Source organism: Shewanella sp. MF08487, from assembly GCF_050848685.1.
In the GTDB taxonomy this organism is placed as follows: Bacteria; Pseudomonadota; Gammaproteobacteria; order Enterobacterales; family Shewanellaceae; genus Shewanella; species Shewanella glacialipiscicola.
The window spans coordinates 172,371-188,728 of sequence record NZ_JBOZPB010000001.1; the positions used below are offsets into that span (position 1 = coordinate 172,371).

General features: G+C 42.6%; 16 protein-coding genes. 5 read left to right on the plus strand and 11 right to left on the minus strand.

The genetic code is table 11. The features are described from left to right. Positions 1 to 54: 54 nt before the first annotated feature. Positions 55 to 2,607: a hypothetical protein gene (locus ACRN9H_RS00705; protein ID WP_432312030.1), complete on the minus strand. Its 2,553-nt coding sequence runs from the start codon at positions 2,605 to 2,607 to the stop codon at positions 55 to 57. A gap of 222 nt (positions 2,608 to 2,829) precedes the next feature. Here ACRN9H_RS00705 and ACRN9H_RS00710 point away from each other — a divergent pair, with 222 nt between their 5' ends. The 4 genes from ACRN9H_RS00710 to ACRN9H_RS00725 all read left to right on the plus strand — a co-directional run bounded on the left by ACRN9H_RS00710 (position 2,830) and on the right by ACRN9H_RS00725 (position 6,864). After that, complete coding sequence (locus tag ACRN9H_RS00710) at positions 2,830 to 4,128, plus strand: dicarboxylate/amino acid:cation symporter (protein ID WP_220774501.1); 1,299 nt, start codon at positions 2,830 to 2,832, stop codon at positions 4,126 to 4,128. Between the two features lie 179 nt (positions 4,129 to 4,307). Beyond that, a complete protein-coding gene (locus tag ACRN9H_RS00715; RefSeq protein ID WP_432312031.1) occupies positions 4,308 to 4,667 on the plus strand; it encodes a hypothetical protein in 360 nt (119 codons plus the stop codon). A 182-nt stretch (positions 4,668 to 4,849) separates the two neighbouring features. Continuing rightward, complete coding sequence (locus tag ACRN9H_RS00720; protein WP_220775078.1) at positions 4,850 to 5,524, plus strand: response regulator; 675 nt, start codon at positions 4,850 to 4,852, stop codon at positions 5,522 to 5,524. Next, positions 5,515 to 6,864 (plus strand): ATP-binding protein, encoded by a 1,350-nt coding sequence (locus tag ACRN9H_RS00725; protein ID WP_432312032.1) that lies wholly within the window; start codon positions 5,515 to 5,517, stop codon positions 6,862 to 6,864. The genes ACRN9H_RS00720 and ACRN9H_RS00725 overlap by 10 nt, the downstream gene beginning before the upstream one ends. Positions 6,865 to 6,879: 15 nt before the next feature. Here ACRN9H_RS00725 and ACRN9H_RS00730 read toward each other — a convergent pair whose 3' ends face one another. The 5 genes from ACRN9H_RS00730 to cobB form a co-directional block, all read right to left on the minus strand. Next, on the minus strand, positions 6,880 to 7,575 hold the full coding sequence (locus ACRN9H_RS00730; RefSeq protein ID WP_432312033.1) for a 2OG-Fe(II) oxygenase family protein: 696 nt from the start codon (positions 7,573 to 7,575) through the stop codon (positions 6,880 to 6,882). Positions 7,576 to 7,900: 325 nt separating this feature from the next. Further along, positions 7,901 to 8,848 carry a magnesium/cobalt transporter CorA gene (gene corA / locus ACRN9H_RS00735; RefSeq protein WP_432312034.1) on the minus strand — a complete coding sequence of 316 codons (948 nt, stop codon included), beginning with the start codon at positions 8,846 to 8,848 and terminating at the stop codon, positions 7,901 to 7,903. A 126-nt stretch (positions 8,849 to 8,974) separates the two neighbouring features. Further along, positions 8,975 to 9,346 carry a hypothetical protein gene (locus ACRN9H_RS00740; RefSeq protein WP_432312035.1) on the minus strand — a complete coding sequence of 124 codons (372 nt, stop codon included), beginning with the start codon at positions 9,344 to 9,346 and terminating at the stop codon, positions 8,975 to 8,977. Positions 9,347 to 9,632: 286 nt separating this feature from the next. Continuing rightward, on the minus strand, positions 9,633 to 10,082 hold the full coding sequence (locus tag ACRN9H_RS00745; RefSeq protein WP_432312036.1) for an ATP-binding protein: 450 nt from the start codon (positions 10,080 to 10,082) through the stop codon (positions 9,633 to 9,635). Next, positions 10,079 to 10,810 (minus strand): Sir2 family NAD+-dependent deacetylase, encoded by a 732-nt coding sequence (cobB, locus tag ACRN9H_RS00750; RefSeq protein ID WP_432312037.1) that lies wholly within the window; start codon positions 10,808 to 10,810, stop codon positions 10,079 to 10,081. Before cobB ends, ACRN9H_RS00745 begins: the two co-directional genes overlap by 4 nt. A gap of 253 nt (positions 10,811 to 11,063) precedes the next feature. Between cobB and fur the strand changes: the two genes are divergently transcribed. Further along, on the plus strand, positions 11,064 to 11,495 hold the full coding sequence (fur, locus tag ACRN9H_RS00755) for a ferric iron uptake transcriptional regulator (protein ID WP_263189048.1): 432 nt from the start codon (positions 11,064 to 11,066) through the stop codon (positions 11,493 to 11,495). Positions 11,496 to 11,607: 112 nt separating this feature from the next. On the opposite strand, the gene ACRN9H_RS00760 is transcribed toward fur, so the two are convergent. From ACRN9H_RS00760 to odhB, 5 genes are all read right to left on the minus strand, one after another. Continuing rightward, complete coding sequence (locus ACRN9H_RS00760; RefSeq protein ID WP_432312038.1) at positions 11,608 to 12,120, minus strand: GNAT family N-acetyltransferase; 513 nt, start codon at positions 12,118 to 12,120, stop codon at positions 11,608 to 11,610. Between the two features lie 93 nt (positions 12,121 to 12,213). Beyond that, the gene (rnk, locus tag ACRN9H_RS00765; RefSeq protein WP_432312039.1) at positions 12,214 to 12,621 is read right to left on the minus strand and encodes a nucleoside diphosphate kinase regulator; all 408 of its coding nucleotides are present in this window, start codon (positions 12,619 to 12,621) and stop codon (positions 12,214 to 12,216) included. Between the two features lie 401 nt (positions 12,622 to 13,022). After that, the gene (sucD, locus tag ACRN9H_RS00770) at positions 13,023 to 13,895 is read right to left on the minus strand and encodes a succinate--CoA ligase subunit alpha (protein WP_432312040.1); all 873 of its coding nucleotides are present in this window, start codon (positions 13,893 to 13,895) and stop codon (positions 13,023 to 13,025) included. Beyond that, positions 13,895 to 15,061, minus strand: a complete 1,167-nt coding sequence (gene sucC, locus ACRN9H_RS00775; protein ID WP_220774199.1) for an ADP-forming succinate--CoA ligase subunit beta — start codon at positions 15,059 to 15,061, stop codon at positions 13,895 to 13,897. The genes sucD and sucC overlap by 1 nt, the downstream gene beginning before the upstream one ends. 105 nt (positions 15,062 to 15,166) lie before the next feature. Further along, on the minus strand, positions 15,167 to 16,357 hold the full coding sequence (gene odhB, locus ACRN9H_RS00780; protein ID WP_432312041.1) for a 2-oxoglutarate dehydrogenase complex dihydrolipoyllysine-residue succinyltransferase: 1,191 nt from the start codon (positions 16,355 to 16,357) through the stop codon (positions 15,167 to 15,169). Position 16,358: the final 1 nt, after the last annotated feature.

Genomic DNA, 16,358 nt, shown 5'->3' on the forward strand with positions numbered 1-16,358 from the left:
ATTTGAATAAAGTAAAAGGGCACCTTCTGTGCCCTTTCTTATTTCTGAACGTTATTATTTAACATTAATCGGGATTGCTAAGACTTCAGTCACTAACTTACTTGGTGATTCCACCTCTACTAAAAACACCCCAGTATTGGGTTTATCTTCGCCTTTTATGGTTACCACAAATTCTCGGCCGCCATTATAATTACTGCTTGGCCATTTATATTCCGTACGACTCACCACTGAGCCTGCAGTTGCTTTAAAGCGTACTATCGTACCCGCTGGCATTTGTTGGTTATGTTGATCGGAAATAACAAAGCCAACAGATGCGCTGCCTTGGCCAAAAATTTGAATTTCAAATGGATCAGTATTCAATCTTTCATCAGGAGTTCTAGTTTCAACAACCGTTATGTATATTGGATTTCCATTACTATCAACACCATTTTTTTGTTGAACTTGTTTCTGGTCAATAATTTGTACATCCGCTGGCATCGTTGCAAATGCAGTACTACTTGACATCACCATAACTATACTAGAGCGAACATAAAGGGAGCGATTGTTTGTATCTCCGCAATTTCCGGAATTATCTGTTAGATCAGGTTTCGTATCAGCAGTGGCACATAACACACCATTGTATTTTTCATCTTTTTTATCAAATTTGCCATTGGCGTTAAAATCAATTAACTCCTCTAACTCTCCACCAAGTTGCCCATCTTTTTGCTCTGGATTATCTGGATTAAATACGCCGTCCTCATTATGATCAACAAAGGCATCAGCAAGATCAAATGATTGACCACTCACGTCCTTATTAGTTTTGAACGCTTTAGCTTCTGATTCATCAAATCTGCCGTTACCGTTCAAATCAGGAAAAGACTCTTCACCGATAGCAGTGGCAATTATAGTCGCTCTACCACCATATTTTTGGCCATGAAAATTACCTAAGTTTGTTGCAAGTCTCGCCTCAGGATTGCGAGATTGAAGACCAGCATCATCAATTAACTTTTGTCCCTCAGGACGTGGGAACTGGCTAGTCCAGATAACAGTACAGGCCCCTTTTAACGTTTGACAGGCATCTTCAATCGCACCACCCTCGGTGGTAAAAGACACCGTAGTACCGTCAGGTGCAGGGTTATTAAAAGCATCCGCCAACCTTGCAGTGATTTTGACTTGAGTACCGTCGATATCCCAGCCCTCCGCATTTAATTCTTCAGCTGAGAGCGAAAAACTATCTTGGTCAGGAATACCCGTTGATACTATTAGCTGACTTGATTGACTCGAAATGGTTGCACCTACAACCTCCGCTTTTGCGGTTACACGTATAGATGTGGCAACGGTCCCCGTCTTTACTACGGTTTGCACTATCCCCTCATTATTAGTCGTGGCCGTTAAAGGATTACGCTCAATACTGCCGACGTTAGTATTTAGACTGAAACTAACGAGCTGATTACTTACTGGATTACCATTTGTGTCTAACACTTTAAATTTTATTTCTGAAGATTCAGCTCCTCCTGTACCTAAAATAGCAATATTTTGTGGAATAGCTGAGAGAAAAACGATACTGCCAACATTCGCAGGAAGAACCTTAATAGTACCAGTCGCAGATAAATTTAATCCGCCTGCATTAGCAGTTACATTTATAGGGTCATCACCAACACAGCCTTTAGCAAGGTAAGTCGTTGTTGCTACCCCATTGACGGAAGGAACAGGAGAACTAATCACAGCTTCAGGAGACGCTTTACGCGAACAAGCAGATGAGAAGTTAACATCGACTGGCTGGGTAAAGGGCTTACCTTGATCATCTTGTATCATGATAGAAATTGTCGCAGTACCACCCGCAGTCAACTCGTCTAAGCTCACATTTGCTTTACCTGCAACAAAAGGATCGCCACTGCCCATGATCACATTCGTTGCTCCGACAACTACAACCGCATTGCCTTTTTCACCGCTTGCTAAAGAAGCTACGATAGTTCCTGCACCTAATATATTACCAGCATAAATATCAACACTCGCCTTGCCTTGACTATTTGTTACTGCTGTTTTGATTGGAAGATCACCAATATCGTTATCGAAAGTCACTATCGAGGGTTTATTAATACCTGTAACGGTAGCAGTTAACTTACCTGGGTTTAGAGTTGTAATAGTCTGAATAGGTAATCCTGCAGAATCCGTTAATGCTAAGTTAACTTGTGCTCCACCGCCAGCTTCTCCACCGTCGCCTTTCATCACAAAACCAATTTTGCCAGACTCTCCAGTGTCAATAGTGCCTGTAACAGTTCCTGCGCCCGCAATCGTAGCCGTGTTTAAAGTGATCGTAGCAACTCCTTCACTATTGGTTAACGCCGTAGCTGTACTAGGGTCAAAAGACCCTATATTAGAATTACTCAGAGTAAATGTAATTAATTCACCGACCAGAACACCAGATTTAGAATTAACAACTTTAGCGGATACTAATGCTGGTGCCAAAGCAGATATATCCGTATTAGAAATACTAAGAGTAACTGTCACAACACTTGGTTTAGGCTCATTACCAGTGCCATCATCCGAGATGCTGCCTCCACCGCCACATGCGAATAAGAAAAGTGAACACATTCCTGCGAGAAAAACTTTATACGCTGACTTCATTGTCAGGCTCCCTGTTACTCTGATGATAATATCTAAGCAAAACGCTTATAACTTATAGGCTAACATTACACTTTTTTCACACAAAATAGCTATTTTAATATCATCCAAACTCAAAATTATGCCAATATTTTAACGTAAAATGGCATTTCATATTCAAGTATTTCTTGCTAGTCTTGTGAGCGCCAAAAAATAGAAAGTATAAAAAAACACACAGGACTTCCAATGGCAATTTCGATAAAAAATAAACTCGGCCTTACAAGTAAAATTCTGATCGGTATGGGAGCGGGTATTGCTTTAGGTCTCATACTTCGCAATGCCTTCCCAGAAAGCGATATTGTGAATGATTATATTACTGAAGGTTTTTTGCACGTTATTGGTACTATTTTCATCTCTAGCTTAAAAATGCTCGTTGTTCCTTTAGTCTTTATTTCATTAGTCTGCGGAACTTGTTCACTGAGTGAACCTTCAAAGCTGGGCCGCTTAGGTGGTAAAACCCTCGCCTTTTATTTATTCACCACCGCAATAGCGCTAGTTGTTGCTATTGTCAGCGCAGTTCTTATACATCCCGGAAACGCTTCTCTGGCTTCAGAGAAAATGGAGTATGTCGCCAAAGAGGCGCCAAGTCTTTCAAGTGTAATAATCAATATCGTCCCCACCAATCCGATGCATGCATTGAGCGAAGGTAATATGCTGCAAATTATTATTTTTGCGGTTATTTTTGGTTTTGCGATTGCCCATATTGGTGAAAGGGGTAAGCGCGTGGCGGCTTTGTTTGAAGATTTAAACGAAGTGATTATGCGCGTCGTGACATTGATCATGCAGCTTGCACCTTATGGTGTATTTGCACTGATGGCAAAGCTCGCATTAACACTCGGTTTAGAAACCTTTGGGAGTGTGGTTAAATATTTCTTCGTGGTACTAGGCGTATTACTGGTCCATGCATTTATTGTTTACCCTACACTTCTAAAACTATTCTCAGGCCTCAACCCCTTAATATTTATTCGGAAAATGCGTGATGTACAGCTGTTTGCCTTCTCAACAGCAAGTTCAAATGCCACTTTGCCGATTACCATAGAAGCCTCTGAACATAGGTTAGGTGTCGATAATAAGATTGCCGCATTTACGCTCCCCTTAGGTGCAACCATTAACATGGATGGCACAGCCATCATGCAAGGCGTTGCCACAGTGTTTATTGCACAGGTTTTTGGTATTGAACTCTCACTAACTGATTATGCTGCTGTAGTCGTTACCGCAACGTTAGCCTCTATTGGAACCGCAGGCGTACCTGGTGTGGGACTGATTATGTTGGCGATGGTGCTAAACCAAGTCGGTTTGCCTGTCGAAGGTATTGCTTTAATTATCGGTGTAGATCGCCTGTTAGATATGGTGCGCACGGCAGTCAACGTAACGGGTGATTGTGTGGCAACGGTGATTATTGCTAAGTCAGAAGGCGAGTTTAACGAAGAGGTATTTAATAATACTCAAGCGGGCAAGATTTCGAGTCATTTCGACGGTTCATAACCGCAATAAAATATCTTAATCTTGATATGTTTATCACGCCCACATTGTGTTGGGCGTTTTATTTTATAATCAATTCAATCAGTATTTTCAAATTAATAAAACGTGGACATGCCAATAGAATAGAATGCTATCTTTCGATACATTATCTTTCTGGTTTATACGTATAACGGAGTTAAAATATGTGGTGGAGAATGCTTTGGATCTTGATAGCATGTTGGTTATTGAGTGCACATTTCCTACGTTACGAACAAATTACTTTTGCTATTCCTTTTGCATTAGCGCCTCTAGCCTTACTCTTCAGATCATTATATTTACTCAGATTATTACAAATTGTACTCTTTATTAGTGTGTTTACTGTCTGGGGCGTTACTGCCTTCGAAACCGTTCAAATTCGCCTCGAACAAGCAACGCCTTGGCTAAGATTATCTTTTATTATGATAGCGGTAATGTTATTTACCTTAGGAGCAATTATGTGTGTAAATGGTATTTTACGTATTCGAAAACAGAAGTTCTCCTGGGGCCGATCTTCCCTACATTAACCTTCTTAATATAACACTCGTTATCGAGAAGTAGTTATTTTAATCATTGCTTCAGCTCGGTCAGCAGAGGTTAAGTTCTGCTGACATATGCTGACACTCTAATTTGGGTATTAATGTAATTTTACGTAGACTTATTGGCAAACTTGCAAAGATTTAACTCATCCACTTTAAGGCACGCATATATGAGAATTTTAGTTGTTGAAGATGATCTGATTTTATCCCATCACTTAAAGGTACAGTTAAGCGATCTTGGCAATCAGGTTCAAGTGGCGCTAACGGCTAAAGAAGGGTTTTATCAGGCAACTAATTATCCCATTGATGTTGCTATCGTCGATTTAGGCCTCCCCGATCAAGATGGTATTAGTTTAATTCAACAATTACGTGAAGCCGAACTTAAAGCGCCAATATTAATCCTTACAGCACGGGTGAACTGGCAAGATAAAGTCGAAGGTCTGAATGCGGGTGCTGATGACTACTTAGTAAAACCCTTTCAGAAAGAGGAACTTGTGGCGAGGCTTGATGCGCTTGTGCGCCGTAGTGCAGGTTTTGTCAAATCGGTTATTTGTAGTGGTGAATTAAAGCTCGACCTTGCAGCTAAGCAAGTCACACTTGGTGATGAGATGATGGAAATCACCGCCTTTGAATATTTAATCCTTGAATACCTAATGCGGCATTGCCATGAAGTGGTAGCGAAGCAACGTCTGCTCGATGTGATTTATGGCGACAAAGAAGGTGACCCAAATACGATTGAAGTGATGGTCAGCCGCCTACGTAAAAAACTCACCCACGACAGTATCGACAACCCGATATTAACCATTCGAGGCCAAGGATATAAATTTAATCTGCCATGCCATTAAGAGTAAAGTTTAAAAAACGTCTACTGACGCGCATGTTTATCACCTCACTCTCGATTATTGCCTTAGTCGGTTTTGGTCTAGCTTGGATGGTAAATATTTTGCACGCGCAAAATAGTTATAACGAAGAAACCGCGCAACTTATTGCCGAAATCCCCCAAGTGGCTGCAGAATTACGTGAACATGATCTGATCCCCGATACTAGCGCTTGGCTAGAAGAGAATAATAAACAAGAGCGGTATGTGATTGCCAGTTGTGATGAAAAGTTCAAACAAGTCTGGACCTCGTCATTAGCTGTCGATCGCGGCTTATTTGATACCTGCGAGCGTTTCAACGAAATTCGCAATGATTCCCCACCCTACTATCTCACTATGGCTGACGACAGAGGTTACTTTGTTTATCTACTCGCAGTAGATATTGCAGGCGAGCATTACAACCTTCTGGTGATGAAAGATGCGGCTAAACTAGAGCAAGAATACAGTAAATTTAGTAAACGTACCTATATCCGTTTAGCCATGGTTTTAGCCTTAGCACTCATTCTATTAATCAGTGCAGCCTATTGGGGAATGCGGCCGCTGGTGCGAATGAAAAATGAGTTGCAATCGATTAACCAAGGTAAAAGTAAATCACTTTCCGAAGGTTACCCTGTCGAGCTTGAGGGCGTAACCCAAGCACTTAACCAAATGTTACAACAATCCAGCGCCCAGCAAGAGCGTTATCAGAATGCGATGAACGACTTAGCACATAGCTTAAAGACTCGCTTAGCCGCGGTGCATGCCATTACTGACGACGCCAGTTTAAATAAGCAATCTGCGAGCGAAAAGATCATGGAACAAGTGAGCCAAATGGATCAGTTGGTAAAATATCAACTTAAACGGGCCATGCTCGGGCGCCAAGGTCTAAAACAAGAACAAACAGCCATTGCGCCATTAGTCGAACAGCTGGCACAAATGTTATTTAAAATTTACCGCGAAAAACAAGTACAGTTTAGTGCCAATATCAGCCCAAATTTAATGTTTCCGGGCAACAAAGGCGATTTAATGGAATTATGTGGCAACCTAATGGAAAACGCATTTCGGCTATGCATTAGCCAAGTTCATGTGAGTGCGCACATTAATCCACAAGGTGAATTTGAGCTGATTGTCGAAGATGACGGGCCAGGTGTTGAAGAAAAACTGAAACAAAAAATTATTCAGCGCGGTGTCCGCGCAGATACTCAATCGCCTGGGCAAGGTATCGGCCTAGCCGTATGTGACGAAATAGTCCACAGTTACGGGGGTAGCTTAAAAATAGAGGAAAGCCGTTTAGAAGGCGCACTCTTTAGGATCCGTATCCCGACCTAATAAATTGAAATATATTTAAGCAAGGATGGCATATAACTTTTCAGCACGGTTAAACATAAGCCAAGAGGTGGCAATATATTTATCACCGCTGACGGGCCTATTACCACGATGTGAGTGGGTAAATCCTGCGGGCGCGATAACCATAGTGCCTTTTTTAGGGGAAATTTTACGTTGTTGATAATAGAATTCAGTTTCGCCGCCCTCTTCAACATCATTTAAATAAAACATATATAATACAACACGGTGTAAAGCTTCGTTATGACCATTCTGTGGAAACTGCTCCGAATGCCAATGGGGATAGCCGCCCTTATTTTGCTGATACTTCTGAATATTAATACTACCACTACGGTATAAATATCTTACTAGCCCATCAATCCTAGGTACACCAAGCGTGGCAAAATTAGCTGGAGTCAATGTTATTGGCTGTCCTTGCTCATCATTTACCGACACGGCAACCGCGCCCATTAACGCCATCGAATACTGAGTAAAATAGTCCACCGCCCCTACTAAGGTATAACCTAAAAGCTCATTTTTTAATGACTGTAAGTCTGTAAAATTGTCTAAGGTTAAATCACGACTGATTTTCTTTTCCGGATCAATACCATTACCCGTTTGACCATCAACAACACCGCTATGTTGCTCAAAAGCCAATATAAGGCGATCGCACAATTCATCTGGCAGTGCATTTGGGTATACTTCAATAAAGTCCATACATACTCAACGGATTGATTAATTATAGGTTTATGCTGGCATGTTCGTTAACTCATTGTAAAGTAATACTCATGAGATAATGTTCATCTTAGATTGCTCGATATATAACACATATAAAGTATTAAAAGCCGCTATGCATTAATTACAATGGATAAATCGATTTATTTTTAACCAATTACATTATTGGCTGGAGCCAAATCTCTAGTGTAACTCTACCATCCAGCCATGCCAATTATTGAATAAAAAGGGGCGAATTATTAATTCGCCCCTTTTTATCTACATTCTAATGTTACTCAATAACAGCTAACTCATTTAACAATTTGATTTATAACCAATGCTTACGTTTAAAGAAAAAATACGTGCCTGCTGCACTGGCCACCATCATCACAATCGCCATAGGATAACCATATTGCCACGCAAGCTCAGGCATACTGGCAAAGTTCATCCCATAGCTACTGGCGATTAATGTCGGGGGCAAAAATACCACTGCGGCAACCGAGAATATTTTGATGATTTTATTCTGTTGTAGACCACTAAACCCCATAGCCGCATCAAGCAGAAAGTTTAATTTATCGAAAATAAACTGACTGTGGGGCATCAAAGATTCGATATCCGACAACATTTCCCGTAAATCTTTCAAGTGCTCATCAGATAACTGGCCACGATAATAACGTTGCATGTAACGCAGTGATCGCTGGGTATCGAGCAAACTTAAACGGATTTTGCCATTAGAATCTTCTTGTAACGTAATTAACTTAAATACATCGTCAAGCTTATCATTATCAAACACTTGCTCTCCGACGTTTTCAAGCACTGTGTAGACGTCTTCGATTAAGTCAGACAGATGCTCTACTTTCAGATTAAAAAGTTCGAGAAATAATTCCTGCGGCGTCGACACCTCTAACCGCCCCAGACGCAAATAGTTACGCAATAATCGGATCAGACCGACATCTTCTTCACGGATAGTCAGTAGAAAATTAGCCCTGAGATTAAAAGAGATGTTTACGCCGCGTACATCTTGGCCAACGCGTTGAGGGAATAATGAGTTAATATGCAAACCATCACTGTTTTGATAAAAACGTGCAGAGGCCTCAATTTCATTGATATCTTCTTCGTCTGGTACTTCTTCAACAGAAAAATGACTTAACCATGCACGCTCTGCATCATCAGGTTTATACAGATCTAACCAAATGGTCGATGAGGGAATAGTGTCCAGCACCCCAAGCTCAGTCACACTAAGATGACGATTTTCATAGACATAAGCAGTGATCATTTGTCCTCCTGAAAACAACTTAAGTTAAAGATTCGACTTAAGTGCAGGCTAAAAAATTGTCGCTAGTTTACCGTATAAGCTGGCAATGAAAAGGTGAGGAAGATTATTTAGTAAAATAAATGTGCTCTAATCCGTTTCAATAATGGCCAAGCGTTCTTGGGTCGAAAAGCGAATATGGATACCATCCAGCGTTACCATTTTAGAATCTGAAATATCTCCCTTGCGCACACGATACTCACCATTATTGTCCGCATTCGGTGACACTATTCTGACGGTAACAACCTGATGTTGATCGCGCCAATACCAGACACTGTAGCTCAATAAGCCCAGCCCGAGCACTACAAATATTCCAGTCAGAATATATCGGTGCAACAACGAGTTGTGCAAGGGCTTGTCAGTGATGTTAATTGCCTGAGGTTGCACGATACGAGTGCGCTTCACTAGCAAAAACCAAGCTCCCGTAATCACTAAGACTGTTAATAAAATTTTGGTTAGCACGACCCTTTCCTCTTACCTAATTGAGTTTACGCGCTATCGTGTATATAAATGCTTGTAGTTATTAAGCATTATTCACATAAGCTTGTATATTATACGCTGACTTAAGTGAATAAACTGCCTTTAGGATCAAGCTTAAGCTCCATCGGCAAAGAGATAAAACAAATATCACACTGATAGGTGTGCTTGGGATTATGCATAGGGTTAAGTATTGAAACGCGCTAACACGTAATACATGGGCGTAACATAGGGTAAAACATCGCAGCTTTGAACATAATAGCCGTTACGGTTAAAAGTCTTCAAACACCTTTGCCATACGCTGAATTTGCGCCAAGGGAACGTTATGCCGGTTTCGTTCAGCACACTCCACTTGATGCGCCACATTACTCGGTTCACCGACAAGCACAATTCTTACTTGATAACCTAAAGCCTTGGCTGCGGCTTCATAGGCCATGTATTCCCAGCGGCATAGATTAGTATTATCACAAATCACGATAGGTTCACTTGAAGAAAGTGCTTGAATAAAGCCGGTTAAGTTACATTGGTGATATTCGGGGAGCTTTTTCGCATCAAAACGATAAGTATCTTGGTGATAGAAAAAGCTATCGGTTGAAAATACGCCGCGCTGCCGCACACCTATGGCTCTATCTAAAGGCAGAGACAATATATAGCGCTCCACCCAATGTGACTTACCGCTGCCCGGTAAGCCGCGCATGATCATCACTAATTTCTCACTCATAAGCTCGACTCACTACCAATCACTTGTCCTGCCAAAATAGTATCAACCAGCTTAGGCACTAACTCCCCCGCTTTACCAGTAAGATGATATTGAAACTGACAATGTCTATCGGGCGTCATCATATTCACTTCCACCGTTTGCGCGCCGTGATGATTAGCCGCATCAACAAAACCTGCTGCTGGATAGACAGTACCCGAAGTGCCAATGGCGATAAATAAGTCACAGTTATCTAGCGCATCATGGATCCTATCCATCCCTAAGGGCATTTCACCAAACCATACCACATGGGGCCGTAAACGCTGGGCAGGAATACAGCAGGTACAACAATTACTTGCACCAAAAGGGTCACGTAAAATAAATGTCTGGCGCGAACGTGGACAGCGCCCTTTGGATAGTTCGCCATGCATGTGCAGTAAACGTCGTGACCCCGCACGCTCATGCAGATCATCAATATTCTGGGTAATAATGAGTAATTGGCCTGTAAACTCCGCCTCAAGCTTTGCCAAGGCCAAGTGCGCCGCATTAGGCACAACCGTTCCACTGTGTAATTGTTGCCAACGACTATTATAAAATCGCTCAACCAGTTCAGCATCACGCTCATAACCTTCAGGCGTGGCCACATCTTCAATATGATGTTCTTCCCATAGGCCATCTTGATCACGAAAGGTGCGTAATCCTGACTCAGCAGAGATCCCCGCACCAGTTAACACGACTATTTGCTGGTACATGCTGACTCCTTATTATTTTATTAGGATGATTCTCACTGATGTTAACCATAGTGAATATTATGCCTTGGTATAAACATACAAAAACTATGCTTGAATTACCGTAAAATATTGTGATTTAACGCCTGTTGACACAATTTATCTGCATATAAGACCATAAAGCCAGAACAAAGGTTTAAGTTTTCAACCCAAGCCCCTATAATGACAAACACTATACACGGATGAACCTATTGGTTCTGCAATCAAGAGATTAGCAATGACAGATGGAAATCAAGCGCTAAAAAAAGCGGGTTTGAAAATTACCCTGCCACGAGTTAAGATCCTAGAACTGATGCAAGGACCTGAAAACCAACATATCAGTGCAGAAGATTTGTACAAAAAACTATTGGATTTAGGTGAGGAGATTGGTTTAGCTACCGTTTATCGCGTATTAAATCAATTTGACGATGCAGGTATTGTCAGCCGTCACCATTTTGAAAGTGGTAAAGCCGTATTTGAACTCTCAACTCAACACCACCACGATCACTTAGTTTGCCTGACTTGCGGCAAAGTCATTGAGTTTTCAGATGATGTGATTGAACGTCGTCAAGACGATATTGCCAAGAGACATAACATTAAGTTATCCAATCACAGCTTGTATCTCTATGGTCACTGCACCAATGATACTTGTGAACACAACGACGAGTAGTCGGCCACAGTTTAATGTGAAAGTTGAATAACTGTTAAAAAAACCAGCTTCTGCTGGTTTTTTTGTACGCTTAGTTTTTTATGTATTCAATATAACACTGCAACCGCTATGATTATTTTTTAGCGTAACATAATGTTTTAGCGTAAATATTGACCTTATGTCCCATAAACTTATTTTGTTCACGCCAGTGCATACCCACACGCTTAGCCACGCCTTCGGAGCCGAAATTCCCTTCTAAGATAAGTGCAATCGTCTGCTCAATACCAAAGCGTTTAAACTCCGTTAAGACAGCAAACGCCGCCTCGGTACCAATTCCAACCCCCCAATACTCGGGGAAATAACGATAACCAAGCTCGACCTCATTAAATTCTGGCAAAAATTTAGGCCCGCAAAAGCCAATCACCTTGTTATCAGCCTTATGTTCTACCGCCCAACGGCCAAAACCATGTTGTTGGTAATCAGCTTGGATCACCTGATGAAATAACTCAACCGCCTGCTCGCGAGATGTAAAAGCGGCGGTAGGGATATATTTCAGCATCGCCGGATTGCTGTTCATCAAATACAGCGCATCACAATCTTGCTCAGTAAATGGTCGAATAATTAAGCGGTTAGTTTGAGTAATCATTGCTACACCTCTAAAATGATGTTTTAAAAATCTGCCAATGATTATCATGCACAAAAAATGGCGTAAGGTCAGGGACGCTACGCCAAGGCAAGCTTAGCGGTGAAAATCACCACTACGCTCAGGCTGATACAATATCTCTTCAATACGAACTTTAACAACAGACACCCCCGGTCCTGGCCATTCAATCTCATCTCCCTGAGATAGCCCTAATAATGCGCCGCCTACTGGGGCTAAGATTGAAATCGTCCCCGCACCATTAACATCTTTGGGATACACTAAACGCAAACAAAAAGTTTCATTACTGGATGAAACACTAAACTTAACTTCCGAATTCATAGTAACCACATTTGCAGGCACTTGGGCTGCGGGTACAATATCAGCTCGGTCTAATTCCGCTTCTAATGCCGTTTTACCCGGAAACGCATTTGCCGGGAGTGACTCTAATAATCGCTCTAGCCTTTCTAAATCGATTTCAGAAATAATAATTTTAGGTGTGTTCACAGTCTTTCCCTCATAAAAAGCGTGATGTTTAAGCCGGTTATTGGGCCAACATCAACTTCGTGGCTTACCTGCTTTAATGCAGTAAGCATCCATAAAACAAATACGCCCGCAGCCAATGGCTGCAAACGTGTGACATAATTGAATAAAAGATTTATTGATGAGACAGCACTGAAGCCATAATCATATAGATTACGGTTAAGGGTTCAACTGGAGATGGCCCTCGCTACAGATAAAAGCAATTGCCTCCCCGAGAAACATCAATCTAACCTTTATAAAGAAAAATATCTAGTCTTCAAAATGTTAGCTTGATCCTATTTCATTAAGCCTAAGTCACATAAATCAAATTCAGCCCAATAAAAAAGGCGCCTTAAGCGCCTTTTAGTATCGAACGGTTTAATAACTTACCAACCAGTGCGAATACGCAGCGCTTTACCGATATCAGCAAGCGAGCGGACAGTTGTCACACCCGCTGCTTCTAGTGCAGCAAATTTGTCTTCTGCAGTGCCTTTACCACCAGCGATAATCGCGCCAGCATGGCCCATACGCTTACCAGCAGGTGCAGTTACACCCGCAATGTAAGACACAACAGGCTTAGTCACGTGTGCTTTGATATAAGCAGCCGCTTCTTCTTCAGCATTACCACCGATTTCACCGATCATCACGATCGCTTCAGTCTGTGGATCGTTTTGGAACATTTCCAATACGTCGATGAAGTTAGTACCTGGAATTGGGTCACCACCGATACCTACGCAAGTAGATTGGCCGAAACCTTCATCAGTCGTTTGCTTAACCGCTTCATAGGTCAGAGTACCTGAACGAGAAACGATACCCACTTTGCCTTTTAAGTGGATGTGACCAGGCATGATGCCAATCTTACATTCACCTGGGGTGATAACACCTGGGCAGTTAGGGCCGATCATGCGAACGCCAGTTTCTTCAAGCTTCACTTTAACTTGCAGCATGTCCAGTGTAGGAATGCCTTCAGTGATACACACGATTAGCTCAATACCACCGTCGATAGCTTCAAGAATGGCATCTTTACAAAATGGTGCCGGTACATAGATCACAGAAGCAGTCGCGCCAGTCGCAGCCACAGCGTCTTTCACAGTGTTAAACACTGGCAGACCTAAATGCGTTTGCCCGCCTTTACCAGGAGACACACCGCCGACCATTTGCGTACCGTAATCGATAGCTTGTTGTGAGTGGAATGTACCTTGACCGCCAGTGAAACCTTGGCAAATTACCTTAGTATCTTTATTGATTAAGACAGACATTATTTGCCCTCCGCAGCTTTAACAACTTGCTCAGCCGCGTCAGTTAGACTGGTCGCTGCAATGATATCAAGACCTGATTTAGCTAATACTTCACGGCCAAGTTCAGCGTTAGTACCTTCTAAACGAACCACAACGGGTACTTTAACGCCTACTTCTTTAACGGCGCCAATGATACCTTCTGCGATCATGTCACAACGGACGATACCGCCGAAAATGTTAACCAGAACCGCTTTCACATTGCTATCAGACAGAATGATTTTGAAAGCTTCTGCTACACGTTCTTTCGTCGCGCCGCCGCCTACGTCTAGGAAGTTAGCTGGCTTGCCACCGTGTAAGTTAACGATATCCATAGTGCCCATTGCTAAGCCTGCACCATTAACCATACAGCCAACGTTACCGTCTAATGCGACATAGTTCAGTTCGAACTTAGCCGCATGAGCTTCACGAGCATCATCCTGTGATGGATCGTGCATGCCTTTGATTTTTGGTTGACGGTACAGAGCGTTACCATCAATACCAATTTTACCATCTAAGCAATGCAGATTGCCTTCGGTAGTAATAACCAGTGGGTTGATTTCTAAGAGTGCAAAATCATGATCAACGAACATGTTCGCCAGACCCATGAAAATCTTAGTGAACTGCTTCATTTGCGTTGGGTTTAAACCTAACTTGAAGCCAAGATCGCGAGCTTGGAAGCCTTGTGGGCCAGTCAGCGGATCGATGATTGCTGTGTGGATGAGTTCTGGCGTTTCTTCTGCCACTTTCTCAATTTCCACGCCGCCTTCAGTCGATGCCATGAACACAACGCGACGAGTCGCGCGGTCAACAACCGCACCTAAATACAGTTCATTGGCGATGTCAGTGCAGCTTTCTACTAAAATTTTAGCAACTGGCTGACCTTTCTCGTCAGTTTGGTAAGTAACCAGATTTTTGCCTAACCAGTGTTCGGCAAAGGCTCTAATTTCTTCTTTATCGCCAGTGACTTTAACGCCACCTGCTTTACCGCGGCCGCCTGCGTGTACTTGGCACTTAACAACCCATAAATTTCCGCCAATATGGCCTGCCGCTTCTACAGCTTCTTGGGCTGTATCACATGCAAAACCTTCTGACACTGGTAAACCATATTCGGCAAATAGGGATTTTGCCTGATACTCATGCAAATTCATGATGATCTATCCGTATACTTCTAATCAAATCCAACTGGCCCAATTGGGCCAGTCACGAGGGTATGTCTGGCTATTTCGTTAAGCGCAATCTCTTATCGAGTTGTCTTACAGATCAAGCAGCAGACGAGTTGGGTCTTCTAGGAAGTCTTTAATCGCCACCAAGAAACCAACAGACTCACGGCCATCAACAATGCGATGGTCATATGAGAGTGCTAGGTACATCATGGGCAGGATTTCAACCTGACCATTGACTGCCATTGGGCGATCTTTAATGGCATGCATGCCTAAAATCGCGCTTTGTGGCAGGTTAAGAATCGGCGTAGACATCAGTGAACCGAAAACACCACCGTTAGTCACAGTGAAGTTACCGCCAGTCATGTCTGCCACTGTCAGCTTACCGTCACGGCCTTTTAAGGCTAAGTCACGGACGGCTTTTTCGATTTCAGCTAAGTTCATGGTATCTGTGTCACGTAATACTGGTGTTACCAGACCGCGTGGCGTTGATACGGCAATGCTGATATCAAAATAGTTGTGGTAAATGATGTCATCGCCATCGATAGACGCGTTAACTTCTGGGAAGCGTTTTAGCGCTTCAGTCACGGCTTTGATGTAGAAAGACATAAAGCCTAAACGGATACCGTGGCGCTTTTCAAAGATATCTTGGTATTGCTTACGGATATCCATGATGGGCTTCATGTTCACTTCGTTAAACGTGGTGAGCATAGCGGTTGAGTTTTTCGCTTCTAATAAACGGTTAGCGATGGTTTTGCGTAAACGTGTCATAGGCACACGCTTCTCGCTACGACCAGCCGCTAATGGCGCAACCGCTGGCGCAGCTGATGGAGTAGCTTTGGGTGCTGTCTTAACAAACGCTTCAACGTCTTCTTTAGTAATACGACCACCCACACCGGTGCCTTTTACTTTGCTGGCATCAACATTGTGTTCAGCCAATAAACGGCGTACCGATGGGCTTAATGCATCACTGCTTTCATCGCTTGTTGCAGCAATAGGGGTTGCCGCTTCAGCCTGCGCTTTAGTGACTTCTTTACCCGATACGGCGCCAGCGATGAATTTAGCAATCACTTGTTCACCAAGAACAGTGGCGCCTTCTTCAAACAAAAACTCACCGATATAACCATCTTCTGGCGCAACCACTTCAAGAACTACTTTATCGGTTTCAATATCAACCAGGTTTTGATCACGAGAAACTTGCTCACCCACTTTGACATGCCAAGTGGCAATTGTGGCATCGGCAACAGATTCTGGTAGTACAGGTACCTTGATTTCGATACTCATG

Bases quoted from the DNA above. Each gene is read 5' to 3' on its own strand.
- ACRN9H_RS00745 (WP_432312036.1), bottom strand. From the start codon at position 10,082: ATGAGTGAGAAATTAGTGATGATCATGCGCGGCTTACCGGGCAGCGGT.
- odhB (WP_432312041.1), bottom strand. From the start codon at position 16,357: ATGAGTATCGAAATCAAGGTACCTGTACTACCAGAATCTGTTGCCGAT.
- ACRN9H_RS00705 (WP_432312030.1), bottom strand. From the start codon at position 2,607: ATGAAGTCAGCGTATAAAGTTTTTCTCGCAGGAATGTGTTCACTTTTC.
- sucD (WP_432312040.1), bottom strand. From the start codon at position 13,895: ATGTCTGTCTTAATCAATAAAGATACTAAGGTAATTTGCCAAGGTTTC.
- sucC (WP_220774199.1), bottom strand. From the start codon at position 15,061: ATGAATTTGCATGAGTATCAGGCAAAATCCCTATTTGCCGAATATGGT.
- fur (WP_263189048.1), top strand. From the start codon at position 11,064: ATGACAGATGGAAATCAAGCGCTAAAAAAAGCGGGTTTGAAAATTACC.
- ACRN9H_RS00730 (WP_432312033.1), bottom strand. From the start codon at position 7,575: ATGGACTTTATTGAAGTATACCCAAATGCACTGCCAGATGAATTGTGC.
- ACRN9H_RS00710 (WP_220774501.1), top strand. From the start codon at position 2,830: ATGGCAATTTCGATAAAAAATAAACTCGGCCTTACAAGTAAAATTCTG.
- ACRN9H_RS00760 (WP_432312038.1), bottom strand. From the start codon at position 12,120: ATGATTACTCAAACTAACCGCTTAATTATTCGACCATTTACTGAGCAA.
- ACRN9H_RS00715 (WP_432312031.1), top strand. From the start codon at position 4,308: ATGTGGTGGAGAATGCTTTGGATCTTGATAGCATGTTGGTTATTGAGT.
- corA (WP_432312034.1), bottom strand. From the start codon at position 8,848: ATGATCACTGCTTATGTCTATGAAAATCGTCATCTTAGTGTGACTGAG.
- ACRN9H_RS00720 (WP_220775078.1), top strand. From the start codon at position 4,850: ATGAGAATTTTAGTTGTTGAAGATGATCTGATTTTATCCCATCACTTA.
- cobB (WP_432312037.1), bottom strand. From the start codon at position 10,810: ATGTACCAGCAAATAGTCGTGTTAACTGGTGCGGGGATCTCTGCTGAG.
- ACRN9H_RS00725 (WP_432312032.1), top strand. From the start codon at position 5,515: ATGCCATTAAGAGTAAAGTTTAAAAAACGTCTACTGACGCGCATGTTT.